Below are 25144 nucleotides of genomic sequence, written 5' to 3' on the forward strand. Positions count from 1 at the left end.
CGGCGCAGCCGACCCCCTCCTCCACCGTGACCTCCACCTTCCCGCCGCTGCAGGACACGCCCGAGGTGTGCGACCTGCTCTCGGCGAGCCTGACCTCACGGCTGGCGCCCAAGAGCGAGTCGGAGCCGGGCGTCGCCAAGGACGGGTACGGCGCCAAGCGCAAGGACTGCAGGTGGGACCAGAAGGGCTACCACATGAAGAACGGCTACAACCAGAGCCGGTCGATCAGCCTCAAGGTCAACGTCTGGCCGGACAACGACTCCGCCCGGGACGACGCCGAGTCCATGTGGCGCTCGATGCGCGACCAGTCAGGCCAGACCAAGGGTGACCCCTACTTCACCGAACACGGAGAGATCAGGGAGGTCGGCGACCTGGGCGACGGGGCGTACGCGATCTACAACGAGCACACCGAAAGGCGTACGGCGATGGCTTGGATCCTCGTCGTCAGGGGCAACACCACCATCGACATCCATTTCCACGGCACGGACAACAAGGGCCGCGAGATCCTCTCGGACAAGAACAGCCGGCCCGTTCCCGAGAAGGAACTCCTGCAGGGCGCGGAGGAGATCGCGAGAGAGACGCTCAAGAACCTCACAGGCTGAGGCGGCCGGCGCATCCCGCCCCGGGGGAGCCGCACGCCCGGCCGGTCCGGCTGGGGTGACGACCCCGTCCGGCTCACCCCCAGGCCATGTTGATCATGCGTTCGAAGTTGACGTACCCGGCGCGCTGGAAGGCGTTCGCCATGGGTACGTTGCCGAGATCCGTGGCCGCCCGGATGCGCGGGACGCCCTGCGCGGCCAGGACGCGGGTGCCTTCGGCGAGGATGTCGTCGATGTAGCCGTTGCCCCGGTGCGCGGGCAGCACGGCGAGGTAGCCGATGACGGCGTTGTAGTCGTTGCGGGCCGGGGTGACGAACCCCACCGGCTCGCCGTCCGGCAACGTCGCGATCCGCCACCAGTCGCGCGGGCTGCGGTAGTGGGCGAGTTCGTCCTCGTAGTGCCTGACGGCGGCCTCACGGGGAGACAGCCGGCTCAGGTCGTCCCTGCTGTGCGCGTCGAGCGTGCCGTCGAGGACCAGCGTCATCAGGGAGAGGATCTCCTCGGTGTCGCGGACCGGCCGGAACCTCAGGCGCCCGCTCGGCTCGGAAACCGGCGTTCCCGCACGCCACTCCAGGCGGAGGCGTTCGACGAACAGGCGGGCGCCGGTCCGTTCCAGCGCGGCCATGCGCTCCTCGACGACGCGGCTGGCCGCCGGGTCGTCACGCCAGCCGGGCGGCACGGCGCGGCCGTACTCGGGCGGACGGGCCCCGGCCGGCACCACGGCGGCCATGGCGGTCCGCAACAGCCGCACGCCGACGTCCACGCGGTCCTCGCCCGTGCCGCTGTCGTCGTCGAGGTCGAAGACGTCGAGCAGGAAGGGCGCGTCGTCGCCGGTACGGCACCACCAGGCGGCCCTGGCCACCAGGCGGTCGCCGCGCAGGGCGACCCACGTCCATTCCGGTCGCCGGCGGCCGGCTGTGAGGTCGTCGGCGAGTTCGTCGTTGAGGGTGTAGGGGAGCCGGATGAAAAGGTCGAGTTCTTCGCACCCGGTGATCGGGCGCACGGTCAGGTCGTTTCGTTCCACGGTCGAGGCACTCTCCGGTGAGGGCGCCCGTCCGCTCCGGGTCAGGCGCGGTCAGCGCCCCGGGAGGAGACAAGCGCGGTGAGCATGGACATCGTCATCGCTTATCCCTCCTTTCGGTGTCGTTGGTCCGGCTGCAAGGTCTATCCGATCACCGGTCGCCGTGCCAAGCCCTTTCCCTCATGCCCTCGTATCCCAGCGAGCGGTTCTGTCCGGCGAACCGCCGTAAGCAGAGCAGAGTAGCCAAACCATCTATGACAAGCATTGCGGTGTTCTGCTGTGGTTTATTGATCGTATGACCGCATCGGGCAGATGGACGCGCTCGCTGGCGTCGGCCGCCGCCACCGTGCTGCTGGCTGCCTGCTCCTCCAGTGACGAGCCGCACACCCTCACCTTCGATGTCACGGGCGAAGGACGTTTCGCCATCACCTACGTCATCAACGGCCGCCCCACGACCGAGCCCCAGGTGACGCCTCCCTGGCGGAAGGACATCACCCTCGCCGAACAGGGCAAGGACACCTGGAGCCTTTCCATACGACGCCTGGGCGCCGGCTCGGTGAGTGCCGTCGCCTATGTCGACGGCCAGCGCATCACCAGCACCGCAGGCTCAGGAACAAGCGGCGGCGGCACCAGCGACCTCAGCGGCTCCGTTGGCTGAACAACCCTCCCGCTGCCGCCACAGGCGATCATGGTCAGCCTCCTCGCCTTTGCATCAGCTCGCGTTCGCTGGGCAGCGGGTCGCGCGGCGTCAGCCGGGTGTCGATGAGCTCGGTGAGGATGCGCCGGAGTGTGGTCCGTACCACTACACGAGCGCGCGGAGGGTGGCGGGCAGGCCGTCGGCGGTCAGCCGTTCCAGGCGGTCGGTGACCAGTTCGCGGAAGACCGGGTCGTCCGGCAGGTCGGTGCCGAAGATCTCCTCGATCGCCAGCAGCCGGTCCACGGTGGCCGAGGCGGAGGCCGTCTCCTCGCCGCGCAGTCGCTCGGCCAGCGGGTCGGCCAGGTCGCGGGCCGTGGTGACGTACCGCATCCACCCGGCCACGGCCAGCGCGATCCACCGGGGCTCGTACCCGGCCGCCAGCCGCTCGCGGGCCGGGTCGAGCAGGCGCTGCGGCAGCTTCTGCGAGCCGTCCACCGCGATCTGCGAGACGCGGTGCCGCAGGCCGGGGTTGGCGAACCTGACCATCAACGACTCCTTGTAGCGTGCGAGGTCGAACCCCGCCAGCCCTTCCAGGGTGGGCGACAGGTCGTCGTCCATCAGCCGGCGCAGGTATCCGGCGAACGCGGGATCGCTCACTGCCTCCGACACGTGCTCGGCGCCCGACAGGTAGGCGATGGCCGAATGGCTGCCGTTGAGCAGGCGCAGCTTCATGCGTTCGTACGGCCGCACGTCCCCCACCAGCAGCGCGCCCGCCCGCTCCCAGGCCGGCCGGTCACCGGCGAAACGATCCTCGATCACCCACTGGGTGAACGGCTCGGTGACGACCGCGCCCAGGTCGACCACGCCCAGCCTGGCCGCCATGTCGTCCAGGTCGGCCTGCGTGGTCGCCGGGACGATCCGGTCCACCATGGAGGCGGGGAACGTCACGTTCCGCTCGACCCACCCGAGCAGGGGAGGCTCGCACAGGTCCGCGACGAGCCCGGCGAGGATGGCGCCGTTGCCGGGCAGGTTGTCGCAGGAGATGACGGTGAGCGGGCCCGCGTCCGCGGCGGCGCGGGCGCGCAGCCCCGCGACGAGCCGTGCGACCGCGCCCCGAGGATCGGGACGGTACGCCCGCTCGGTGACGGTCAGCGTGACCACGGCCGTCTCCGGGGCGGAGAGCCGCGCCGCCAGGTCGTCGCCGGGAACGAGCACCTCCCGTACGGAGCCGACCACGCGGGCCTCATCGCCGGCGCGCACGCCGTACAGACAGTCTTGAGGGCGGAGCCGGTCGGCCACGTCGGTGCTGCGCTGGGTCGCCCCGCAGATGCCCCAGCGATCGTCACCGGCCGCGGCCATGGCCCGCTCGGTGTAGACGGCCTGGTGGGCCCGGTGGAAGGCGCCGATGCCCAGGTGCACGACGCCGGTGGCGCGCGGCTCGGCGAGCGGGCGCGCGTCCGGCGCGACCCTGGACAGGGTGGCGCGGCTGAGCCTCACCGGGCTCACCACGGGCTCACCACGGGCTCGCCATGGGGCTCACCGGTACGCCTCCAGGTCGGCGAAGAGCGTGCAGGCCGGGTGGGTGCGCAGGACGGAGGCGGGGCAGCTCTCGCTGACCGGCCCGTCGAGCGCGGCGGCGAGCGCGGCCCGCTTGCCCGCGCCGGGTACGGTGGCAACCAGCGTGCGACCGGCCATCAGCGTGGGAACGGTCAGCGTGATCGCCCGCCGGGGCACCTCGGCGAGTGTGGCGAAGCACCCGTCGCCGACCTGCTGCCGCCGGCAGTCCTCGTCGAGCTCGACCACCTTGACCACGAGGGGGTCGGCGAAGTCCGCCACCGGCGGATCGTTGAACGCCAGGTGGCCGTTGTCGCCGATGCCCAGGCAGACCAGGTCGATCGGGGCACTGCCGACAAGCCCGGCGTAGCGGGCGCTCTCGGCCTCGGGGTCGTCGCCGGGCTCGATCACGTGTACGGCGCCGGGACGTACGGCATCCCAGAGCTCCTCGCGCAGGAACCGGCCGAACCGCTGGGGCGCGCCGGCGGGCAGGCCGATGTACTCGTCCATGTGGAAGACGGTGACCCTGGACCAGTCGATGCCCTCGGCCGCGCGCAACCCGGCCAGCGTCTCCCGCTGTGAGGGAGCGGCCGCGAAGACGACCCTGGCCTCGCCGCGGGCGGCGAGCACCGCGCGCAACGCCGCGACCGCGGCCCGCGCCGCCGCGGCGCCGGCCTGCGCCCTGTCGCTGAAGATCCGGACACCGAGGTGCCCGGCCGTCCGTTCGATCAAGGGGTCCGCGTTCGCGGCCGTCACGTCCGTCCTCCCTGGGAGCGGAGCTCACGGAGCTCGATGATCTGCATGAGGTTCCTGGCGATGTGGTACGGGTCCTTGACCGGCAGCGCGACGACCTCGTCGAGGGGTTCCCCTGCCCGGTTCCTGATCTGGATCCACTCCTCGCCGTCCGCTCCGCCGGGGAACGTACCGATCGTGTAGTCCCAGATCCGGTCGAACCAGCGGGCCGCCTCACGGTCGCCGTAACGCTCGGCCGCCAGCAGGGTGGTGTAGGCGGCCTCCGTGTGCACCCACCACAACTTGGTCGACCAGGTGCGCCTGACCAGGTCTTCGTACGGCCCTCCCGCCGGCCTCCCCGAGACGCCGACGTAGCGGAACAGCCCGCCGTGCTCGTCGTCCCACCCCGCCGCGCACAGGGCCGGGACGCCGGCCAGCAGGTCGCCGACGTCGCCGCTCTCGCCGAGTGCCTCGCCCGCCTCCAGCGCCATCCAGATGCCCTCCAGCGCGTGGCCGGGAGTGCGGTGCCGGGCCAGGATCGTGTCGCGCATGCCGGGATCGGCCACGAACGTCTCGGTGAACAGCCCGCCGTCCTCCCGGTGCGCGAGCATGGCGCTGCGCGCGGCGCGCAGCTCGTCCGTGTACGGGTTCGTCCGGCCTGCCGAGGCGGACTCGTGGGCGCGTGCCTGGTCGAGCCGGGCGTTGAGGACGATCATGCGGGCGCCGAACCCCGAGCAGCCGGGCGGCAGCGGGTACGGCGGCGTCGGCGGATCGCCCGCCTCCACGTCGTCCGCGATCCGCCGCACGATGGCGTCGATGGCCGGCAGGTGGACGGGCGAGCCGGTGTACCTCGTGAGCTCGGCGAGCCCCATGGCGACGAAGGCGTCGGCGAAGACGCTGCGCTCCGCGGGCAGCGGCCGGCCGTGCTCGTCGAGCGCCGTGCCGCCCCGCCGGTCGAGGACGTAGGCGCACCGGCCGTCGCGGCCGACGGCGTGGTCGAGCAGGAAGGACGCGCCGCGTTCCGCGTGCCCGATGAGCGTGGCGGAGCCGGCGCCGAGCCGGTCCGGCGAGAGCAGGCCCCGGTCGGCGAGCCGGGCGGCGCGGGCGAGCAGCCACACGAAACGCCCCTGCGACCAGGTGAACTTGTCGGTGGACAGCAGGCGCCTGCCGCGGTTGTCGAAGCAGGTGAAGAACCCGCCGTGCTCGGTGTCGATGCCGTTCTCCAGCCAGAACGGGAGGACGACCTCCTCGAGCTGGTGGCGGGCGACCTGCTCGGGCTGCTCGGAACCCATGCCGTCCTTTCCTGCGAAACGATGAAAGCGATTGCATGGATTCTTGCTCCGCTAGAGTACTCCGGTCAAGCTGGGGTGAGCCGAGGCCGAGGAGCGCGGGTTGAGCAAGCCGACGATCTACTCCATCGCCCGGCGGTGCGGCGTCTCGGCGGCGACCGTGTCGCGGGTCTTCAACCGCCCCGAGCTGGTCAGCCCGGCGGTCAGGGACCAGGTGACGGCCGTCGCCCGCGAGCTCGGCTACCTGCCCAACCCGGCCGCGCGCGGGCTGGTCACGGGCCGGGCCGAGACGATCGGCTTGATCGTCTCCGACATCACCAACCCGTTCTTCCCGCTGCTCGTGCGGTCGATCCAGCGTACGGCGGAGCGGATGAGCAGCTCGGTCATGCTGGTCGACGCGGAGGAGAGCGCGGCGGCGGAGGTGAGGCACGTCGCCCGGCTGCGCGGCAGGGTGGACGGGGTGATCGTGGCCTCGCCGCGCTCGTCGTCGGCCGCGCTGCGCGAGGCGGCGAAGGGGCTTCCCTGTGTCCTGCTCAACCGGCCGCTGCGCGACCTGTCGTCGGTGATCTGCGACAACACCAGCGCGCTGTTCGACGCGGGCGAGCATCTGCACAAGCACGGTCACCGCAGGTTCGCGCTGCTCGCCGGGCCGAGCGCGTCGTGGGCCGCGGCCCGGCGCTCGCATGCGATCCGCAGGTGGGCGCGGGGCCGCGGGGTCGAGCTCATCGAGCTCGGGCCGTTCCGGGCGACGTTCAAGGGCGGCAGGCAGGCCGGCGCCGCGCTGCTGGAGACCGACGCCACCGCGGCGTTCGCCTTCGACGACCTCACCGCGTGCGGGGTGCTCGCCGAACTGGCCGGGCGGGGCGTCCCCGTGCCCGGCGAGCGCAGCGTCGTGGGCTGCGACGACGTGCTGCTCGCCCGTACGGTGACGCCGAGCCTGACCACGGTGACCGCGCCGATGGACGGTCTCGGCGCCACCGCGGTCCAGGTGCTGACCAGGAGGATCGAAGCGCCCGGCGGCGCGCCGGAACACCACAGGCTGCCCGGCGTGTTCGTGGCGCGCGACTCCACGGGACCGTGGCCGGCCTCTTGACCAGGGTTCGGCCGTGGTCTTGAATGCCTGCAATCGCTTTCATCGGTCATAAGGAGCTTGCAGGGTGCGAAACGGACGGCCCAACGGGCGGCCCGACGGCCGGCACGCGTCGCTCATGCGCACGTACGCCGAGCAGGTCGCGGGCCTGATCGGCAGGATCGAGACCGAGGAGGCCGACGCCGTCGGGGCGGCGGCGGCGCTCATGGCCGACCACATCACCGTGCGGGGGACGGACCGGCTGATCTACGTCTACGGCCCTGGCGGGCACTCGAACCTCGCCGCGCAGGAGGTGTTCTTCCGCGCGGGCGGCCTGGTCAACGTCAGCGCGATCCTCGACGAGGGCACGCTGCTGTCCGGCGGCGCGCTGCGTTCGATGGCCATCGAACGCACCCCCGGCTACGGCCGCGTCGTCATCGAGGACAACCGGCTCGGAGCGGGCGACCTGCTCATCCTGGTCAACGCCTACGGCATCAACGCCGCGCTCATCGACGCCGCGCTGACCGCGCGCGAGCGCGGCGTCACCGTCATCGGCGTCTCCTCCAGGGAACACGCCGACAGGACCGCGCCTGATCATCCGGCCAGGCATCCCACCCGGCAGAACCTGCACGACCTCGTCGATCTGCACATCGACACGAAGGTGCCGGTCGGCGACGCCGTACTCGAGATCGAGGGGGTGCCCGAGCGGGTCGGCGCCATATCGACGTTCGCCAACGCGTACACGCTCAACTGCGTCATGGCCGCGGCGATCGCCGAGCTCGCCGAACGCGGCACGGTTCCCGAGATCTGGCGCAGCGGGAACGCGCCGGGCGGCGACGAACGCAACGCGCTCTTCCTCGACCGCTTCCGGGGGCGGGTCCGATGGTTGTGACGGGGAACGGCCTGCTCGCCGGGGCCGCGGTCACCGACATCACGCCGCCACCCGGGGGCTCGCTCGCCGGCTACGCCGCCAGGACCTCCGCGTCCACCGCCGTGCACGACCCGCTGCAGGCCACGGCAGTGGCGGTCTCCGACGGTACGACCACCTCCGTCGTGGTCTGCGCCGACCTCATCGCCCTCGACCCGGAGACCACCCGGAGCATCGCCCGCGACGTGCGTGAACGTACGGGAATCCCGGAGGAACGGGTGGCCGTGGCGGTGACGCACACGCACGCCGGACCCGCGGTGACCGGGGGAGGCATCGGCGGGGTCGCCGACCCCGCGTACGTGCGGCACGCCTGCTCGCGGATCGCCGGAGCCGCGCGGGCCGCGCTCGGCGCGCTGACGCCCGCCGTGCTCCGCCGGGGCAGCGGCACACTGCACGGCGTCGCGAGCAACCGGCGCGGCGGGAGCCTCACCGACTCCGTGGTCCCCGTCGTACGGCTGGAGCGCGTGGACGGCGAGCCCATCGCCGCCGTGTTCTCCTACGCCTGCCACCCGGTGACGCTCGGCCCCGACAACCTCCGGATCACCGCCGACTGGCCCGGGTACGCGCGGCGGCACGTACAGGCCAGGACCGGCGGCGTGGCGATGTTCCTCCAGGGCTGCTGCGGCCAGCTCAACACCGGGCACACCGCGCTCGACAGCCTGCGCGGCACCGGGCCGCGGCCGGGCAGGACCTTCGAGGCCGCGCAACGCATCGGCGCCCGGGTGGCAGAGGCCGCGCTCGCCGCCCCGGCAGAACACGTCACAGCGCCGGTCTCTGGGCCGGTCTCTGGGCCGGTCTCTGGGCCGGTCTCTGGGCCGGTCTCTGGGCAGGTGTCGGTGGCCGCCGCGCGGGTCGAGTTGCCGCTCGGCGAACCCCTCGCGCCGGACCGGTTGCGGGCGCTCGCGGACGAACCCGACGGCATCTGGGCAGACTGGGCGCGCGCCCAGCTGGCCGACCCGGGGCCGGAGGCGGTCGAGGTCCAGGTCGCCGTGCACCGGTGGGGCGGCGTGCCGCTGGTGTTCCTGCCCTGCGAGCCCTTCGTCGAGTTCGCCGTGGAACTGCGCGCCGCGCTCGGCGATCCCGGGCTCCTCGTCGCCGGTTACACGGGCGGGGTCCCCGGCTACCTGCCCTACCCGGAAGCGCACTACGAGGCGGGCGGCTACGAGATCTGCGAGGCCCACCGCGCCTACGGGCTGCGCGCCGCGTTCACCCCCGAAGCCGGCCGCCTGGTCATGGCCGCCGCCAGGACCCTGGCAGGGGAGGCACGGTGAAGGTCGAGGGCAGGCTCGCCGACGGGCGTCCCGTACGCGTCGAACTGGACGGACCGCGCATCGCCGCGGTCACCGAACTCCGCGACGCCCCCGACGTGCTGGTCCTGCCCGGCCTGGTGGACCTCCAGGTCAACGGGTACGGCGGCCGCGACGTCAACGCGGACGACCTGTCGGCCGGCGACGTGGCCGAGCTGACACGGGAGCTGTGGAGGCGCGGCACCACGACGTGGTGCCCCACGATCGTCACCGCGCCCGAGGACAGGATCGTGAGGAACCTGCGGGTGATCGCGGCAGCGAGGCGGGCCGATCCGCTGGTCCGGCACGCCGTACCCGCCGTGCACGTCGAAGGGCCCAGCCTGGCGGCCGAGGACGGGCCGCGGGGCGCGCACGACGCCCGCCACCTGCGCGACCCCGACCTCGCCGAGTTCGGCCGCTGGCAGGAGGCGGGCGGCGGCCTCGTGAGGATCGTCACGCTGGCCCCCGAGCGGCCGGGCGCCGTCCCTTACATCGCCGAGCTCTCCCGGAGCGACGTCATCGTGTCCATCGGGCACACGGCGGCGGCGCCCGCCGACATCGAGGCGGCCGTACGGGCGGGCGCGCGGCTCTCCACCCACCTCGGCAACGGCGCCCACGCGATGATCCGCCGCCATCCCAACTACATCTGGACGCAACTCGCGGAGGACCGGCTCGCCGCGACGTTCATCGCGGACGGCCACCACCTGCCGGCCGACACGTTCACCGCGATGGTGCGGGCCAAGGGAACCGGCCGGGCGCTGCTCGTCAGCGACTCCGTCACGGTGGCCGGATGCGCGCCGGGCGACTACACGACCCCGGTCGGCGGCCGGATCACCGTACGCGAGGACGGCCGGGTGACGCTGCCGGGAACCGACCTGCTGGCCGGTTCAGGTAGCTCGCTGATCGAGTGCGTCGCCTGGGCGGTCACCCACACGGAGATCGACCTCGCCACCGCGCTGCGCCTGGCCGCGGTGAACCCGGCCCGGCTGCTCGGAACCGAGGGCGGCCGGATCGAGCCCGGCGCGCCCGCCGACCTGATCGTCACCACGTCCGACCTGTCCGTCCTGCGCACCCTCGTGAACGGCGTGCCCGTTCACGGCGCCTGAACCGCACCGCTCCCCACCCCCCAACTGGGAGACCTCATGGGCTTTCTCGACTGGCTAGTGATCTGTGGCTACTTCGTGGTGATGATCGCGATCGGTGTCTGGGCGAAGTCCCGCATCCGTGACGCCAAGGACTTCTTCACCGCCGGAGGCAGAATGCCCTGGTGGTTGTCCGGCATCTCGCACCACATGTCGGGATACAGCTCAGCGGTGTTCGTCGGCTACGCGGCGATCGCCTACACCGCCGGGTTCACCCTGTACGTCTGGTGGGCGATCGGCATCACGTTCGCGATGCTGGTCGGGTCGGTGCTGTTCGCGCCGCGCTGGCCACGGCTGCGGCAGCGGCTCGGCATCATCTCGCCGCTGGAATATCTCGCGACCCGCTACAACGTGCCCGCTCAGCAGGTGCTCGCGTGGAGCGGCACCGCGCTGAAGGTCTTCGACGTGGGCGCCAAGTGGGCGGCGACCGCGCTGCTGCTCCAGGTGTTCGCGGGCGTGCCGATCGCCTGGGGCGTGCTGCTCACCGGCGGCGTCACGCTGGTCTACTCGACGATCGGCGGGTTGTGGGCCGACGCGCTCACCGACCTCGGCCAGTTCGTCATCCAGCTCGTCGCGGGGATCACGCTGTTCGTCGCGGTGCTCGCCCAGCTCGGCGGCGTGTCCGCGATCTGGACGCTGTGGGACAAGCTGCCCGAAGGACACGGCCAGCCGTTCAACGGCACGTACACCATGGGCTTCGTCCTGGTCTACCTGCTGATCAACACGCTCTCCTACAACGGCGGCACGTGGAACCTCGCCCAGCGGTTCATCGCCGCGCCGACCGGCCGGTCGGCCAGGCGCGCAGCGCTGTTCTCCGCGGGCCTCTACCTCTTCTGGCCCCTCGTGCTGTTCTTCCCCATGTGGGCCGCGCCGGTCCTGCTCCCCAACCTGGCCGAGCCCGACCAGTCGTACGCGCTGCTGACCCAGCAGCTGCTGCCCGGCGGGCTCATCGGGCTCGTGCTGGCCGGGATGTTCGCCCACACCATGGCCATGACGTCCTCCGACGCCAACGCCATCTCCTCGGTGGTGATCAGGGACATCATCCCCGCGGTCTGGAAGCGGGCCCAGCGGATGTCGTCCACGTCCGAGCTGCTGGCCGGCCGGGTCTCCACGTTCCTGTTCATCGCGCTGTCGATGGGCATCGCGCTCGGCGCTGACAGCTTCGGCGGCGTGCTCGGCCTGCTGATCCTCTGGTTCGGCGCGCTGGTCGGGCCGATCGCCATCCCGATGTTGCTCGGCATGTTGCCGATGTTCCGCCGCAGCGGTCCCGCCGCCGCGATCGGCTCCTGGGCGACCGGGCTCGTGGTCTTCGCGCTCCTGAAGTACGTCTTCCCCGGTCAGAGCCAGACCGTGGAGGTGGCCGCCCCCGTCCTGTCGGCGCTGGCGGTGTTCGTGCTCGTCGGCCTGGTCGCTCCGGCACACGACGCCGAGGCCGACGCGCTGGTCGACTCGCTGGACGAAGAGCAGCCCGAGACCGCCCCGCGTCAGCACTAGCCGGAGGTACGGGGCGGACGCCGGCACGTCCACCCCGTACCGTGGTCATCCGGCCGCGCGGTGAACGGCGATCTCCGTCATCGTCGGGCTGTACTCCTCGCCGGGCAGCCGCTCGGTGAGCGACACCCGCAGCTTGGACGTCGTGACGTCACCGAACCCGGTGACGGACGCGTCGTGGCCGATGCCGTCGGATCCCTGGGCGAACGTCACCCAGGAGCCGCCGGCGGCGTCCCACCGCTGCAGCTCGTACGACCTCACCCGGGGGTTGGTGCCCGAGTCGGTGTACTCGTCGAGGTACACCTCGTCGAACGTGGTGTCCGCGCCGAAGTCGACGTCCAGCGTGATCGGGTAGGAGGCGTCGTCGGCCGCCGCCCAGCGGGTCGCCGGGTCGCCGTCGGTCAGGTTCTTCGCGACGAGCGTGCCGTTCGCGCCCGGATGGGTGGAGCTGGCGCTGACGGACTTGCCGAGGGCCAGGTTGACGCGGTCGTCGCCGGTCTCGTCCTCGATGGGGTCGTCGTCCACCGGATCGGTGACCTTCTTGCCCCTGCGGCTCTCCGCCATGCCGATGTCGGGCGCGTCGCCGTAGTAGATGTGGGTGCCGAGGAAGTCCTCGGTGCCGAGGTGGGGGTTGTAGCGGCCGGCGTCGATGAGCGGGGAGTTCCCACGGAGCCTGAAGTGCGCGGCCGCCTTGCGGATGTTCTTCACGCCCGCCCCGGTGACGTAGTCGGCGGGGTCGCCCGCGAACTTCGGATCGACGCGCAGACCGCGCGGGTCCGCCGGCTCCTGCGCGGAGTGGGTGCCGCTCGCCTCGTAGTAGTCGTTGTTGGAGAACACCGCCTGGCGCAGCGCGCCGGTGCGGCGGTACCACGGCGTGGCATCCGTCCTCGAGGTGTTGTAGAAGATGTTGTTCAGGAAGTAGACGGTGCTCAGGAACGTCTCGTCGTGGAAGGTGTCGAGGTCCGCGCCGTCGTACACGAACGTGTTGTTCGCGAAGTAGGTCGGCGAGTAGTTCGTCGACAACATGTTCTTCACGAGCACGCCGTTGTCGTTGACGCTCAGGTTGTAGCGCGCGACCGAGTTCGAGCTGTTGCCCATGTACGCCATCCAGCCCGCCGCGTTGTCGTGCGAGTAGTTGAACTGGTAGGTGACGTTGAAGTTCGTGTACTCCAGGTCCCATGGCGTGCCGTCGAACTCGTTGTCCGGGCCGCCGTAGACCTCGTTGTACTGCATGACCGAGTCGGCGCCCGCCCACAGGTAGAGCCCGCACGACACCGCGTCGTAGCGTTGGAGGAATCCGTTGACCTCGTTGTACTCCGAGATCAGGTTCTTGCTGTTGGCGAACTGGAACGCGCCCTGGCCGACGCTCTCCGCGTAGTTGTGGCTGATGGAGACGTCACGGCTGTACAGGTCGCGGGTGCGCACCCAGAGCTGCTCCCAGCCCTCGTGGAACTTGCCGCTCTCGTCGTACTCACCGGCGTCCTGACCGTCGGCGGCGAACCAGTTGAACGCGAACTGCACGGCGTGCAGCTCCACCTTCTTGAAGATGTTGTTCTCGATCCTGACGTCCTTGAAGTAGTGGCCGCCGGTGCCGTACTCCTTGTAGCTCTTGCCGCCGAAGACCTGGAAGTTGACGCCGCCGTAATGGATCTTCTGCCAGGTGCTCGGGCCGTCGAGGTCGTGGACGTGGACGTCGGAGACGCGGAAGTGGTCCATGACGCTGTCCGCGCCGGCCTCCAGCAGGTCGGCGTTGATGGAGACGGAGATGCCGTCGCGGACGTACGTGCCGGTCGTGATGTCGGTGGCGAAGTCGTCGTCGTTGGACAGCTCGACGTGGTCGATCTCGAAGTACTGCTGGTTGCGCAGCACGATGGCCCCGGTCAGGCCCACCGTCTCGGGGTTCTTCGTGCCGTCGGCGCGGAACGGGTTCGGCACCTTGCCGTTGGTCGCGATGTAGGGCAGGCGGGCGCGCGGGTCGCCGTAGGCCGAGATGGTGATCGGCCGCTTCGCGCGGCCCGAGCCCTTCGGCCAGAGCTGCTCGTCGTGCCACTGCTCGCCGGCCTTGAGCAGGATGCGGTCGCCCGGCCCGAACGTCGTGGCGCTGACCTTGGCCAGGCTGCGCCAGGCGGTCCTCCGCGAGGTGCCGGCGGCGTCGTCGCGGCCGTTCGTGGCGTCGACGTAGTAGTCGGTGCCGCCGGTCCGGTTCGGTTCGTTGCCGGGCAGGTCCCGCTTGCCGGCCCGGTCGGAGGCCCGGTCGGAGGCCCGGTCGGAGGCACGGTCGGAGACGCTGCCGGGGGCCGTCGCTGCAGCGGGCGCGGCGGGGGCGAGCGAGGCCGTGACGAGCGCGGCGAGCAGGGCGGCCAGGCCCGTGCGGAGCGCCCGTGTCACGGGCCGCCGCCGGGCCGGAGCGCCGGGGGGTGTGGTGCCGTCAGGTTTCACTGTGAACTTCCTCTGTGGTGATGGCCTCCACTGCCGCCGTGTCGACCGTGACGTGACCGTCGTCCACGCGGCGCTGGAGGTAGGCGCCGAACTTCTTGTCGATGAGCGACTGCCGGATCCGCCGCGCGTACTCGGCGAACGCCGCGTCCTCATCGACGGACTTGCCGGTGAGTTCGTAGTAGGTGACCTGGCCGTCGCCCCGGACCGGGGCGGAGATCTCGCCCGGCGCGAGCCCGCCGAGCACCGCCATGAGGTCCTGCTGGTGGGCGGCCATGCCGCCGCCCATGTGCGTGGCCTTCGTGAGCCGGGCGCCCGGCTCGCCGGCGAGGTCCGCGAGCCGGCCGGCGTCGTCCACCCGCCTCTGCAGGCCCGCCAGGCGCCCGGCGGACGCGCCGTCCGTGACCGGCACCACGAGCTTGGCGTACGTGTACGTCGTCGCGTTGGCGCTCCAGGCGTCCGGGTGGGCGTCGAACTCCCGCCGGACGTCGGCGTCGCCCACGTGCAGCGGGCCGTCCGCGTCCGCGCTGAGCCGCTGCTTCAGCCGGGTGGTGAGCTCGGTGAGCCGGTGCGAGTAGTACTCGTCGGGCGAGAACTCCGTCAGGCCGTACACGACCTCGCCCCTGGTGAGGGCCCGCGCGCGCCGTTCGTTCTCCTCGGCCAGCTCATCGAGGAACGCGGCGTGGTCGACCGCATCGACCAGCCCCTGCTCCTTCGCCAGGATGAGCGTCGTCTTGTCCCGCTTGACCTCATCGAGCGCGCGCTCGGCCAGCCGCTGGAGCGCGCTGCGGTCGCCGGCCCGCGCCTCCCAGTCGACGGCGCCCGTGAGGTGGTAGCGGTTGCGCAGCTCGTTCTGCACGGCCGGGGCCAGCCGCCGCATGTGGAAGAGCAGCTCGACCCTGGTCACGGCGTGCCCTGCGACGGAGGCGACCTCGCCGCCGCGCTGGCTGATGACCGCGCCGGTCAGCAGGAGCGCGGCGAGCACGGCGCACACGCCGGCGATCAGGACGGCTGCCCGCCGCGACGGCCTGCGCCCCGCGCCCTTCGTGACTGGGCCCTTAGTGACTGGGCCCTTAGTGACCGGGCCCTTCCCGCGGCCTTTCACGGTGCCCTTCCTCGCGGGAGGCTTCTTCGCGGAGGGCTTCATGGCGTCGCCTCGATCGCGGCCGCCCGGGCGACCACCGGGGTGTCCCGGAACTGCGGGATCTCGATCCGCACCGCGTCCACCTCGGCCGCCGGGAACGTCAGAACGCGCTGATAACCCACGGCGTTCGCCTCGGCGAGCCGCTCCCACCCGCCGTCCCCGTGCCCCCGGACGACGACGTGCTCGATGCGCTGCCCCTGCGCGACGTCCTCGCCCACGACGACCGCCTCGATCGGACGGGGCCCGGCGAACGTGAGCGTCAGACCGGGCAGCGGGTCGTCGCCGTCCGGCCGCCACGGCGTACGGCCCCCACCAGGCGACCCACCAGGCGACCCACCAGGCGACCCGGCGGGCGACCCGGCGGGCCAGGCGGTCGCGACGTCGCCGGGGGAGCCGGACGACACCGTCGCGACCGCCTTGGCCCGCCGCCTCCTGAAGTCGTCGATGCGCCGCCCGAGCCGCTCCAGCACCGCCACGTCGGCGTCCCGCATCCGCCCGTCACGCGCCGGAGGGACGTTGAGCAGGAAGCAGGAGTTGCCGCCGACGGAACGCAGGTAGATGTCGAACAACGTGTCCGCGGAGCGGACTTGGTCGTCCTCGGCGGGATGGTGGAACCAGCCGGGGCGGATCGAGGTGTTGACCTCCGCCGGATACCACACCAGGTCGTCCTCGTGCCCCGCCAGCGCGGCGCGGCTGCCGAGGTCGCGGTCGTCGCTGCGGACCAGACGGGCGAACGCGCCGTCGTCGGCCTGCTGCGAGCGGTCCGCGATCCGCTCGGCGTCCTGAAGGGCTCGCGGGACCACGCTCCACTCGTCGGGGCGGGTCGCCCCGGCCTCGTTGCCGCACCAGCGCACATCGGGCCCGCACACGTTGATGACCGCGTCGGGCTGCAGCTCGCGGACCACCGCGTAGTACCGCTCCCAGTCGTACACCTGCCGCCTGCCGTTCGGGCCCTCGCCGTTCGCGCCGTCCAGCCAGACCGTGAACACCGGTCCGTACCGGGTGAGCAGCTCGGTCAGCTGGGCCACGTAGAAGTCGTCGTACGCGGCGCCGGAGCCGTACGAGGCCTCGTGGCGGTCCCAGGGCGACAGGTAGATCCCGAACCGCAGCCCGTGCCGCCGCGCCGCGTCCGCCACCTCCGCGACCACGTCGCCCCGGCCGCCGCGCCACGGCGACGACGCCACCGAGTACGTCGTGACGTCGCTCGGCCACAGGCAGAAGCCGTCGTGGTGCTTGCAGGTGAGGATCACGCCGGTCATTCCGGCGGCCTGCAACGCCGTGACCCACTGGTCGGCGTCGAGATCGGCCGGGTCGAAGGCGGCCGGGTCGTCGTGTCCCTCGCCCCACTCACGGCCGGTCATCGTGTTCATGCCGAAGTGGACGAAGCCGTAGAACTCCATCTCCTGCCAGGCGAGCTGGCGGCTGCTCGGACGTACTCGCACGAGCGCCCGCCCGTCCGGGACGGCGCCGGTCCGCCGCGCGCTCACCGGAACCTCCGGTTGTACGAGGCCAGCACGGCCAGCAGCCCGGCCAGCGCGACAAGCATGATCGCCAGGTTGCTCCACCCGACCGTCGATCGGGCGGCGACGACCACGGCGACGCAGCCCGCCGCGACGAGTGTCCTTGCGGTGACGAGCAGCGCGCTGCGCGTCGATTGCTTCATGACGATTCCTCTCGCCGGGGAGCGCCGGTCAGCCCTTCACGCCGCCGGACGCCATGCCTTCGATGAGCCGGCGCTGGATGAGCGCGTAGAAGATGAGGACGGGGACGATGACGATGACCATGCCGGCGTACAGGCGGCCGTAGTCGGCCGCGGCCTTCTGCGCGGTCATCAGGTTGAGCAGGCCGACCTGCAGCGTCTTGCCCTCACCCGGGAGCAGGGTGAGCGCGATGATGTAGTCGTTCCAGTAGGCCAGGAAGTTGAACAGCAGCACGGTGGTGAGCGCGGGCCGCGCCATCGGCAGCATGACCCGGGTCATGATCTGGAAGCGGGAGGCCCCGTCGAGGGCCGCCGCCTCCTCGAAGTCGACGGGGATCGACCGGAAGTACGCGGCGAGCAGGTAGACGGTGAACGGGATCGAGGTGGCCGCGTAGACGAGCGAGAGGACGGCGGGGTTGTCGATGAAGAAGCCGCCGGGGAACACGTCGACGAGCGCGCGGTCCCAGCCGACGAGCATGAGGAAGATCGGCACGACGATGTAGTTGACATTGACGAACAATCCGGCCAGCAGCGCGACTTCCACGAGGCCGCGGCCGCGGAACTCGTACCGCGCCACGACGTAGGCCGCCGGCACCGACACCGCCACGACGAACACGAGCCCGAGCACCGTGACGAGCACCGAGGTGAGGAAATAGTGGCCCATGCGCGCGGTGACGAACGCGTCGACGTAGTTCTGCAGGTGCAGGCCCTCCGGCAGCGTCCAGGGGCTGCCGTAGAACTCGCTCTTCCCCTTGAGCGAGGCGAGCAGCACCCACGCGACCGGCACCGCGATGGCCAGGGCGATCGCGATGACGAGGACGTAGGTCAGCGCCCTGCCGGGTCTCGGCCGTGCGGCGCTTGTGATCGTGGTCATGGGTGGTGGTCCTCAGAACTGGAGGGGCTCACGTCGTGTCGCCCGGCTCACCAGCAGCGACACGAGGAAGGAGAAGGCGAAGATGACGACGCCGATGGCCATGCCGTAGCCGTACGACGAGTTCGTGTAGGCCTGCTTGTACATGTAGCTCAGCAGCACCTCCGACGAGCCGTCGGGCCCGCCGCCGGTCATGGCGCGGACGAGCACGAAGCTGAGGTTGACCGCGCTCATGACGAAGAAGGTCAGCGTCGTGCGGAGGTTCTGCCAGATGAGCGGCAGGGTGATGGCGAAGAACTGCCGCACCGGGGACGCGCCGTCGAGCGCGGACGCCTCGTACACGTCCTCGGGGATGCTCGCCATGCCGGCCATGTAGAGGACCATGTAGTAGCCGAGCGACTGCCAGACCATCGCGATCGCCACCGACCAGAGCACAAGGTCCTGGTCACCGAGCCAGACCTGGCGCAGCCCGTCGAGCGACAGCGCCTGCAACGTGCCGTTGATCAGGCCGTTCTCCTGGTCGAAGACGGCGGAGAAGATCGCCGCGATGACCACCACCGACAGCACGCTCGGGACGTAGAGGACGAACCGGTAGAGGCTCCGGCCCCGCAGCCGCTGCCGCGTCATGACCGCCGCCAGGAACAGGCCCGTGCCCATCGTCACCACGGTCACGACGACCAGCAGCGCGACGGTGTTCTGGAACGCGCGGACGAACTGCGCGTCGTCGAGGAGCGCGGTGAAGTTGTCCAGCCCGACGAAACGCATGTCGGGGGAGAAGCCGCTCCAGGTGTAGAACGACATCCGGAACACGTTCAGGGTCGGGACGACCATGAACACCGCGAAGAGCACGAGCGCGGGCAGCAGGCTGGCGAGCACGAAGAGACCGTTGCCGCGACGGCGCGGTGCGGAACCGGACGCGCCGCGCCGGCCGGGTGCGGGCCCTGCCGCGCGCCGCGTCGCGGTGCGCGGCGGCAGGGTGCCCGATGGGTTGCCGGGCACGTCACCCACCCGCCTGGCGCAGCTTCTCGCTGGCCTCGTGGAGCGCGGTCTGCCACTGGTCCAGGGTCTTGTCGCCGCTGATGACGCTGTTGGCGGTGTCGAAGAGCGTGGCCTTGATGTCGACGCCCTTGACCGGCGCGGTGCTGGCGAACCCGCCGACGAGGGCGGCGACCGACGGGTCCTCGTAGACCTTGTAGAACTCGGCGTTCTCCTCGGTCAGGCTGCCGGCGACGCCCTCGATCGGCTGGATCGCGTCCGACGCGGCGAAGATCTTGGCCGCCTCGTCGGAGTAGAGGTAGGCGACGAAGTCCCTGGCCGCGTCCTTGTTCTTGGCGGCGGCGGGGACCCAGACCGACTCGACCGACGTCGTGATGTAGCGCTTGCCGCCCTCGGTGACCGCGGGCAGCGGCGTCAGACCCCACGCGAAGCCGTCGGCGCGCGGGGCGTCGGCCATCTCGCCGACGATCCACGTCCCGTTCGGCATGAACAGCGCCTTGTTGTCCAGCACGGACTGCTGGTTCTTGGTGAAGTCCTGCTCGTTGGCGTAGCCGACCGTGGTCGGCGCGGCGTACTTCAGCAGCCGGGCCGTGAGGTCGAGCGCCTGCCGGGCCTGCGGCGTCCGCCACACACCCTGCTTGTACGTCATGACGTCGGTGTAGAACTGCTCCCCGCCGATGTCGGCCAGCAGCGAGAAGAAGTAGGAGTCGAGGTAGCCGGCGGTCGGGTAGGTGAACAGCGCGACGTCGTCCTTCTTGGCCTTCTCGCCGAGCTCGAACATCTCGTCCCAGGTCGCGGGGACCTTCCAGCCCTTCTTGTCGAAGAGGCCCTTGTTGTAGAACAGGCCCGTCGGCGCGTAGTACATCGGCATCGTGTACGTCTTGCCGTCGCCGTAGGGATTGGTGTTGAGGTTGCCGACGATGCCCTCGATGAGCTTGTCGCCGACGGTCTTGTCCTCGCCGGGGACCTTCGCCTGCAGCACGGGCGTGAGGTCCTCTAGGGCCTTGTCCTTGATGAGGGTCTCGGTGAGTGCGGCCTTGCGGCCCTGCCCCAGCACCACGACGTCGGGGAAGCGCCCCGCCTTCATGTTGGGGGTGATCTCGTCCTCGATGCTCTTCGAGATCTGGAGCTGCACGTCGACGCCGGGATGCGCGCGCTCGTACGCCTGGATGACCTTGGTGTACATGTCGCGCCCGTATCCGCCTTCGAGGGCGGCGACGCTGAGGGTCGTCGTGCCGGAGTCCTGGCCGTCCCCTTCGGCCGCGCAGCCGGTGAGCAGTCCGAGCGCCGTGATCGCGGCGCTCGCGAGGACGAGTGATCTCCTCATGGTTGTGGGATCCTTCCGTTTTCGGCTGCCCACCTGACGGGGCGGAGGAACGGGTCCGGGGTCCGGACGTTGTTACAGTGGCATCGATAACATGGCCGACGCAAGAGGGTACTTCCTGGAACGACCCCATGAGGGCTCAGCGGGAGCGCGGCGGCGCCGTGGACGCCCGCACCGAGAGCGACGCGGTGACGAGCGTCTCGCCGGCGTCGGCCTGCCGCAGCAGCAGCGCGACGGCCGCCGCGCCCGAGCGGTAGAAGTCCTGCCTGACGGTGGTCAGCGGCGGGGCGCAGTAGGCCGCCAGCTCGATGTCGTCGACGCTGACGATGGACACGTCCGCGGGCACCGACCTGCCGCCCTCGCGCAGGGCGCGGATCACCCCGAAGGCCATCTCGTCGCTGGCGGCGAACACGGCGGTCACGTCGGGGATCATCGCGAGGACCTGCCCCTGCCGATAGCCCGAGTCGGGCGACCAGTCGCCCTCCAGCGGGGGCGGCGCCTCGACGCCGGCCGCGGCCAGGCACTCCTGCCAGCCCTGCCGCCGCTGCCGGGCCTCGATCCACTCGTCGGGCCCCGAGACGTGCCACACCTGGCGGTGCCCGAGGTCGAGCAGGTGCCGCGTGGCGATGCGGCCCGCCTCTTTCTGATCGATCCCGAGCACCCGGGCGCTCGCGGTTCGCGAGCCATCGAGGGTGACGGTCGGGATGTCGCGGGTGATGTCCTCCATCTTCTGCGTCACGGAGATCAGTGGCACGGCGATGACGATGCCGTCCACGCCCTGGTCGGCGAGCTTGGACAGGGAGCGCTCCATCAGGCCGGTGTCGAGCCTGGCGATGGTCGCGATGCTCACCGCGTAGCCCTCCTCGCCCGCCGCCGCCTCCACCCCCGCGGTCACCGCCGAGCGCGAGTAGTAGCCGCCCGACTGCAGCAGCACGAGCCCGATGGTGTGGCTGCGCCCGGAGGAGAGCACCCTGGCCGCGTTGTTGAAGCGGTAGCCCAGCTGCTCGACGGCGGCGAGCACCCGTTTCCTGGTCTCCGGGTTGACGTTGGGCGAGTCGCGCAGGGTGCGCGAGACGGTCTGCGCAGACACCCCCGCCGTCCTCGCCACGTCGGTCATGCTCGGCTGCCTCGCGGGCCGCTCGGTGGCTCCGGTCATGGCGCTCCTCTCTCGCGGCCTGCCCGCGGGCTCGTCAGGTGGATCCTATCGCGTTTGTTACAGATGGCATCGATAACATAGGCTCTCGCACCGTGATCGAGCTCCCCGCGCCTGATGCCTCCCCGGACCGGACGACGAGCACGGCCGACGCGCCGGCCCACGCGCGGGCTGATGCGCCGGTTCACGCGCCGGCCGGCGCGCCCGCGAGCGCGCTCACCTGGCGCGGGCGCCGCCTGCACCGGCACGGCGTGCCCCACCGCATGCTGGCGGGAGGGGCGCACTACTTCCGCGTCCACCCCGGCCTCTGGCGTGACCGGATCCGCCGCCTCGCCGACCTCGGGCTCAACACGGTCGACACCTACGTGGCGTGGAACTTCCACCAGCCCCGCGAGGACGCCCCGCCGTGCTTCGACGGCTGGCGGGACGTCGAACGGTTCATCCGCATGGTGGGGGAGGAGGGGCTCGACGTCGTCGTCCGGCCGGGGCCGTACATCTGCGCGGAGTGGTCGAACGGCGGCCTGCCGAGCTGGCTCACCGCCCGCGACGTCGCGCTGCGCAGCTCCGACCCCGCGTTCACCGCCGCGGTCGGCCGCTGGTTCGACGAGCTGATCCCGCGCATCGCCGCGCTGCAGGCCGCCGAGGGCGGGCCCGTCGTGGCGGTGCAGGTGGAGAACGAGTTCGGCAGCTACGGCGACGACCAGGCCTACCTGCGCTGGAACCGTGGGGCGCTGACCAGCCGCGGCATCACGGAGCTGCTGTTCACCGCCGACGGCCCCACCGACCTGATGCAGGACGGCGGCACCCTGCCCGGCACCCTGGCCGCCGTCACCCTGGGCTCCAAGCCCGACGCTGCCCGTCGCCTCCTCGCGGCGCGGCGGCCGGACGAGCCGTTCGTCGTCGCCGAGTTCTGGAACGGCTGGTTCGACCACTGGGGGGAACGTCACCACGTCCGCGGCGCGGACAGCGCCGTACGCGTCATCGAGGGCATCATCGCCGACGGCGGCAGCGTCAGCGTCTACATGGCGCACGGAGGCACCAACTTCGGGCTCTGGGCCGGCGCCAACGAGGAGGACGGCCGGTTGCAGCCCACCGTGACCAGCTACGACTCCGACGCGCCCGTCGCCGAGGACGGCACGCTCACGCCCAAGTTCTTCGCCCTGCGGGAGGCGCTCGGCGCCCGCGGCCCCGTACGGGTGCCGGAGCGCATGCCGACGCTGCCGCCGGCGCGCGTCCCCCTCGCGCACCGGGCCGACCTGCTCGCCGGGCTCGGCGCCGTACCCGCGCCCACCTCGACCGGGCCGCGGCCGGCCTCGTTCGAGCGGCTCGGGCTCGACGCGGGGATGGTCCTGCACACCGCGCACCCGCGCATCCCGGAGGGCGAGCACCGGCTGGTCCTCACCGACGTACGCGACCGCGCCCTGGTCTTCTGCGACGGCACGTTCCTCGGCGAGGCCGGCCCCGACCGCCGCGAATTCCCGGTACGCGGGGCAGGCGCCGTCGTGCGCCTGGAGGTCCTGGTCGAGAGCCTCGGCCGGGTGAACTACGGGCCTGGCCTCGGCCGGCACAAGGGCCTGATCGGCCCGGTGCTCGTCGACCGGCGGATGGTCCAGGGCTGGGACAGCACGCCGATCGCCCTGCAGGAGTGGACCGAGGCCGAGACGGCCCGCGCGCTCGACGCCGGCCCCCCGGCCACGCGCAGCGGGTTCGCCGTCGCCACCGTGCGGGCCGACACGCCCGCCGACACCTTCCTGGCGCTGCCGGGGTCGGGGCGCGGTCTCGTCTGGGTCAACGGGTTCCTGCTCGGCCGCTACTGGGAGGTGGGGCCGCAGGTCACGCTGTACTGCCCGGCGCCGCTGCTGCGCGCCGGCGAGAACACCGTGACGGTGCTGGAGCTGGAGCGGCTCGGCACGGTCCTGGAACTGCGCGACCGTGCCGAGCTGGGACCGGTGGAGGAGTACGTCGAGGAGTTCGGCTGACCCTCCGCCGGGGCGCGTGACCCGGCAAGGCGGGGGTAGGGGCAGGCACATGGCACTCATGGACCGGGTACGCGCGTACATGCGCAGCCCCAAGGGCAGACAGAACGTCGAGAAGGCCAAGCGGATGGCCCGTGACCCGCACACGCAGCAGAAGGTACGGCGATTCCTGAACCGCTTCAGGACGCGCCGCCACTGACCCCTGAACCACCGGCTCGGCGACGGACGCCGTGCGCGCGCCGACTCCGACGAGGGCTGCGAGACGCATTCCGGCTGCTTGCCCTGGTTGGAGCGGTATTCCCGTTCCCCGTCGATATTGAGTACGTTGCGATAGTCCGTGGTGTACACGGGACGTACGGTGCTTGTGTGTCGACGTGAGGGGCAACCGATGGTAGGTGACGAGCAGTGGAAACTGCTTGAGCAGCTCGTCCAGGAGGTGAACCAGCAGACCGAGCAGCTCAAGCAGATGCAGGAGAAGGTGCGGGACCTGTCGGCGACCTCCAGGTCGAAGGACGGCATGGTCAGCGTGACCGTCGGCCCGCGCGGCGATGTGCGGACGATCGACCTCGACCCGCGGGTCTACCGCAAGTTGTCGCCGTCGGAGCTGTCCGCCTCGATCGTCGAGCAGATCGGCAAGGCCGCCCGGCAGGTGCGCGGCGACATGAAGGAGGTGATGGAGCCCTTCGTACCCGATCTACCCACCGATGATCTGTTCGGCGAGGACATGAGCTTCGAGGCGTTCCTGCGGCGGCCCTGCAAGCCGCCGGGGCCACGGCCGCCAATGTGACCAGCAGGCCAGCACCCCCCGACCGAAAGCGATGACACCGTCCGATGGCGCTCGATCTCAGCCTCGTACCCGACATCGTGAAGCCGATGGCGCAGCCGCTGACGGGCGGGGCGCTTCCGGAGGCCGCCGCCGACGACATCATCGCCCAGGCTTCGACACTGGAGAACCTGGCGGACCTCCTCGCCAGGCTCAGAGCGGACGACGCCGGCGCGGTCGTACGGATGTTGCGCGGCTGGGAATGGCAGGGCCCGGCCAAGGAGGCGTTCGAGCAGGTGTTCGCCGCGCTCGGCGGGCAGCCGGACACCACCGGCGGGCAGTCCGGAGAGGCGCTCCTCGACCTGCTGGAACAGGCGCTGCGGGACGAGGCGGCCGCCCTGCGCGAACACGGCGTGCGGATGCAGCACACCGAGTGGATGATCTACGCCTCCCTGGCGCTGCTCGGCGCGATGATCGTCAAGCTGCTGGTGTGGATCTGGATCAACGGGCCGGCCGTGCTCAAGCTCATCCAGCACAACACGCTGCTGACCCGCATCCGCATCCAGACGATCAAGCGGCTCGTGCTGAGCAACATGCTGATGTTCGCCGGGATCAGCGGCGGCCTCGACCTCGGCGTACAGGTGGCGCAGCAGCTCTGGGGGGTCCGCGAGGCCGGTGACTTCGACGTCGCGTCACTCGCGCTGTCCACCGGCGGCGGCGCCCTGACCGGAGCCCTGTTCGCGGGCGCCAACGTGGGCCTCTCGCGCATGCTGAGCCGGGACATGGTGTACCTCGCCTCGGAGGCCCAGCTCGCCGTACGCGACCGGCTCGTGGCGTACGGGCAGAGCATCTACGGCCAGGCGCTGCTGGGCGGGCTGGCAGGCACGGGAGGCGCGGTCCCCGGCCTGGCGCTCAGCGGGCAGCTCGACCCCTCCCACGTGGCCTACACCTTCATCGCCGGGGTCTCCGGCGGCCTCGGCATCCCGGCGGCGGCGCGGGTCAGCTACACCCCGCTTCCGTCCCCTCACCCCGAT

At 71.4% G+C, this 25144-nt stretch carries 23 protein-coding genes; 11 read left to right on the forward strand and 12 right to left on the reverse strand.

Annotation, left to right across the window (positions count from 1 at the left end; translation table 11 throughout):
• Positions 1-602, forward strand: a 602-nt coding sequence (locus E1267_RS29625; protein WP_220449737.1) for a hypothetical protein, incomplete at its 5' end; no start/stop codon positions are given.
• A 73-nt stretch (positions 603-675) separates the two neighbouring features.
• On the opposite strand, the gene E1267_RS29630 is transcribed toward E1267_RS29625, so the two are convergent.
• Entirely contained in the window at positions 676-1623 is a 948-nt protein-coding gene (locus E1267_RS29630; protein WP_132337204.1) for a GNAT family N-acetyltransferase, read from the reverse strand.
• Between the two features lie 292 nt (positions 1624-1915).
• Here E1267_RS29630 and E1267_RS29635 point away from each other — a divergent pair, with 292 nt between their 5' ends.
• Positions 1916-2278 (forward strand): hypothetical protein, encoded by a 363-nt coding sequence (locus tag E1267_RS29635; RefSeq protein ID WP_132337206.1) that lies wholly within the window; start codon positions 1916-1918, stop codon positions 2276-2278.
• Between the two features lie 144 nt (positions 2279-2422).
• On the opposite strand, the gene E1267_RS29640 is transcribed toward E1267_RS29635, so the two are convergent.
• The 3 genes from E1267_RS29640 to E1267_RS29650 are packed head-to-tail and all read right to left on the reverse strand — an operon-like array spanning position 2423 to position 5835.
• Positions 2423-3754 (reverse strand): mannitol dehydrogenase family protein, encoded by a 1332-nt coding sequence (locus E1267_RS29640; RefSeq protein WP_220449738.1) that lies wholly within the window; start codon positions 3752-3754, stop codon positions 2423-2425.
• Positions 3755-3793: 39 nt separating this feature from the next.
• Complete coding sequence (locus E1267_RS29645) at positions 3794-4567, reverse strand: 6-phosphogluconolactonase (RefSeq protein WP_132337208.1); 774 nt, start codon at positions 4565-4567, stop codon at positions 3794-3796.
• Entirely contained in the window at positions 4564-5835 is a 1272-nt protein-coding gene (locus E1267_RS29650) for an AGE family epimerase/isomerase (RefSeq protein ID WP_132337210.1), read from the reverse strand. The genes E1267_RS29645 and E1267_RS29650 overlap by 4 nt, the downstream gene beginning before the upstream one ends.
• Positions 5836-5935: 100 nt before the next feature.
• Here E1267_RS29650 and E1267_RS29655 point away from each other — a divergent pair, with 100 nt between their 5' ends.
• The 5 genes from E1267_RS29655 (at position 5936) to E1267_RS29675 (ending at position 11751) form a co-directional block, all read left to right on the forward strand.
• Complete coding sequence (locus tag E1267_RS29655; RefSeq protein ID WP_132337212.1) at positions 5936-6925, forward strand: LacI family DNA-binding transcriptional regulator; 990 nt, start codon at positions 5936-5938, stop codon at positions 6923-6925.
• Positions 6926-6989: 64 nt separating this feature from the next.
• Entirely contained in the window at positions 6990-7793 is an 804-nt protein-coding gene (locus E1267_RS29660; RefSeq protein ID WP_201761670.1) for a sugar isomerase domain-containing protein, read from the forward strand.
• Positions 7784-9100 (forward strand): neutral/alkaline non-lysosomal ceramidase N-terminal domain-containing protein, encoded by a 1317-nt coding sequence (locus tag E1267_RS29665; protein WP_132337214.1) that lies wholly within the window; start codon positions 7784-7786, stop codon positions 9098-9100. Before E1267_RS29660 ends, E1267_RS29665 begins: the two co-directional genes overlap by 10 nt.
• Positions 9097-10221, forward strand: a complete 1125-nt coding sequence (locus E1267_RS29670) for an N-acetylglucosamine-6-phosphate deacetylase (protein ID WP_220449739.1) — start codon at positions 9097-9099, stop codon at positions 10219-10221. The genes E1267_RS29665 and E1267_RS29670 overlap by 4 nt, the downstream gene beginning before the upstream one ends.
• 36 nt (positions 10222-10257) lie before the next feature.
• Positions 10258-11751, forward strand: a complete 1494-nt coding sequence (locus E1267_RS29675; RefSeq protein ID WP_132337216.1) for a sodium:solute symporter family protein — start codon at positions 10258-10260, stop codon at positions 11749-11751.
• A gap of 45 nt (positions 11752-11796) precedes the next feature.
• On the opposite strand, the gene E1267_RS29680 is transcribed toward E1267_RS29675, so the two are convergent.
• The 8 genes from E1267_RS29680 to E1267_RS29715 form a co-directional block, all read right to left on the reverse strand.
• Positions 11797-14136, reverse strand: a complete 2340-nt coding sequence (locus tag E1267_RS29680) for a discoidin domain-containing protein (RefSeq protein WP_132337218.1) — start codon at positions 14134-14136, stop codon at positions 11797-11799.
• 40 nt (positions 14137-14176) lie between these two features.
• Positions 14177-15178 (reverse strand): hypothetical protein, encoded by a 1002-nt coding sequence (locus E1267_RS29685; RefSeq protein WP_132337220.1) that lies wholly within the window; start codon positions 15176-15178, stop codon positions 14177-14179.
• A gap of 149 nt (positions 15179-15327) precedes the next feature.
• Positions 15328-16815 (reverse strand): alpha-L-fucosidase, encoded by a 1488-nt coding sequence (locus E1267_RS29690; protein ID WP_220449740.1) that lies wholly within the window; start codon positions 16813-16815, stop codon positions 15328-15330.
• Positions 16812-16991: a DUF6903 family protein gene (locus E1267_RS29695; RefSeq protein ID WP_132337222.1), complete on the reverse strand. Its 180-nt coding sequence runs from the start codon at positions 16989-16991 to the stop codon at positions 16812-16814. Before E1267_RS29695 ends, E1267_RS29690 begins: the two co-directional genes overlap by 4 nt.
• Positions 16992-17019: 28 nt before the next feature.
• A complete protein-coding gene (locus E1267_RS29700) occupies positions 17020-17901 on the reverse strand; it encodes a carbohydrate ABC transporter permease (RefSeq protein ID WP_132337224.1) in 882 nt (293 codons plus the stop codon).
• A 12-nt stretch (positions 17902-17913) separates the two neighbouring features.
• Positions 17914-18897, reverse strand: coding sequence for a carbohydrate ABC transporter permease (locus E1267_RS29705; protein WP_246064338.1), 984 nt, complete (start codon positions 18895-18897; stop codon positions 17914-17916).
• 1 nt (position 18898) lies between these two features.
• Entirely contained in the window at positions 18899-20221 is a 1323-nt protein-coding gene (locus tag E1267_RS29710) for a carbohydrate ABC transporter substrate-binding protein (RefSeq protein ID WP_132337226.1), read from the reverse strand.
• 136 nt (positions 20222-20357) lie between these two features.
• A complete protein-coding gene (locus tag E1267_RS29715; protein WP_132337228.1) occupies positions 20358-21374 on the reverse strand; it encodes a LacI family DNA-binding transcriptional regulator in 1017 nt (338 codons plus the stop codon).
• Between the two features lie 92 nt (positions 21375-21466).
• On the opposite strand from E1267_RS29715, the gene E1267_RS29720 reads away from it, so the two are divergent.
• From E1267_RS29720 to E1267_RS29730, 4 genes are all read left to right on the forward strand, one after another.
• Positions 21467-23350: a glycoside hydrolase family 35 protein gene (locus E1267_RS29720; RefSeq protein ID WP_220449741.1), complete on the forward strand. Its 1884-nt coding sequence runs from the start codon at positions 21467-21469 to the stop codon at positions 23348-23350.
• Between the two features lie 49 nt (positions 23351-23399).
• Complete coding sequence (locus E1267_RS44705; protein WP_161714834.1) at positions 23400-23546, forward strand: hypothetical protein; 147 nt, start codon at positions 23400-23402, stop codon at positions 23544-23546.
• Between the two features lie 189 nt (positions 23547-23735).
• The gene (locus E1267_RS29725; RefSeq protein ID WP_132337230.1) at positions 23736-24134 is read left to right on the forward strand and encodes a YbaB/EbfC family nucleoid-associated protein; all 399 of its coding nucleotides are present in this window, start codon (positions 23736-23738) and stop codon (positions 24132-24134) included.
• A 44-nt stretch (positions 24135-24178) separates the two neighbouring features.
• A partial coding sequence (locus tag E1267_RS29730) for a hypothetical protein (protein WP_132337232.1) occupies positions 24179-25144 on the forward strand: 966 nt, incomplete at its 3' end.

It is taken from the genome of Nonomuraea longispora (assembly GCF_004348345.1).
Classification (GTDB): Bacteria; Actinomycetota; Actinomycetes; order Streptosporangiales; family Streptosporangiaceae; genus Nonomuraea; species Nonomuraea longispora.

What these genes read in the sequence shown, in the direction of transcription:
- E1267_RS29635 (WP_132337206.1), top strand. Translation starts at nt 1,916, where the DNA reads ATGACCGCATCGGGCAGATGGACGCGCTCGCTGGCGTCGGCCGCCGCC.
- E1267_RS29650 (WP_132337210.1), bottom strand. Translation starts at nt 5,835, where the DNA reads ATGGGTTCCGAGCAGCCCGAGCAGGTCGCCCGCCACCAGCTCGAGGAG.
- E1267_RS29665 (WP_132337214.1), top strand. Translation starts at nt 7,784, where the DNA reads ATGGTTGTGACGGGGAACGGCCTGCTCGCCGGGGCCGCGGTCACCGAC.
- E1267_RS29675 (WP_132337216.1), top strand. Translation starts at nt 10,258, where the DNA reads ATGGGCTTTCTCGACTGGCTAGTGATCTGTGGCTACTTCGTGGTGATG.
- E1267_RS29695 (WP_132337222.1), bottom strand. Translation starts at nt 16,991, where the DNA reads ATGAAGCAATCGACGCGCAGCGCGCTGCTCGTCACCGCAAGGACACTC.
- E1267_RS29700 (WP_132337224.1), bottom strand. Translation starts at nt 17,901, where the DNA reads ATGACCACGATCACAAGCGCCGCACGGCCGAGACCCGGCAGGGCGCTG.
- E1267_RS29710 (WP_132337226.1), bottom strand. Translation starts at nt 20,221, where the DNA reads ATGAGGAGATCACTCGTCCTCGCGAGCGCCGCGATCACGGCGCTCGGA.
- E1267_RS29715 (WP_132337228.1), bottom strand. Translation starts at nt 21,374, where the DNA reads ATGACCGGAGCCACCGAGCGGCCCGCGAGGCAGCCGAGCATGACCGAC.
- E1267_RS44705 (WP_161714834.1), top strand. Translation starts at nt 23,400, where the DNA reads ATGGCACTCATGGACCGGGTACGCGCGTACATGCGCAGCCCCAAGGGC.
- E1267_RS29725 (WP_132337230.1), top strand. Translation starts at nt 23,736, where the DNA reads ATGGTAGGTGACGAGCAGTGGAAACTGCTTGAGCAGCTCGTCCAGGAG.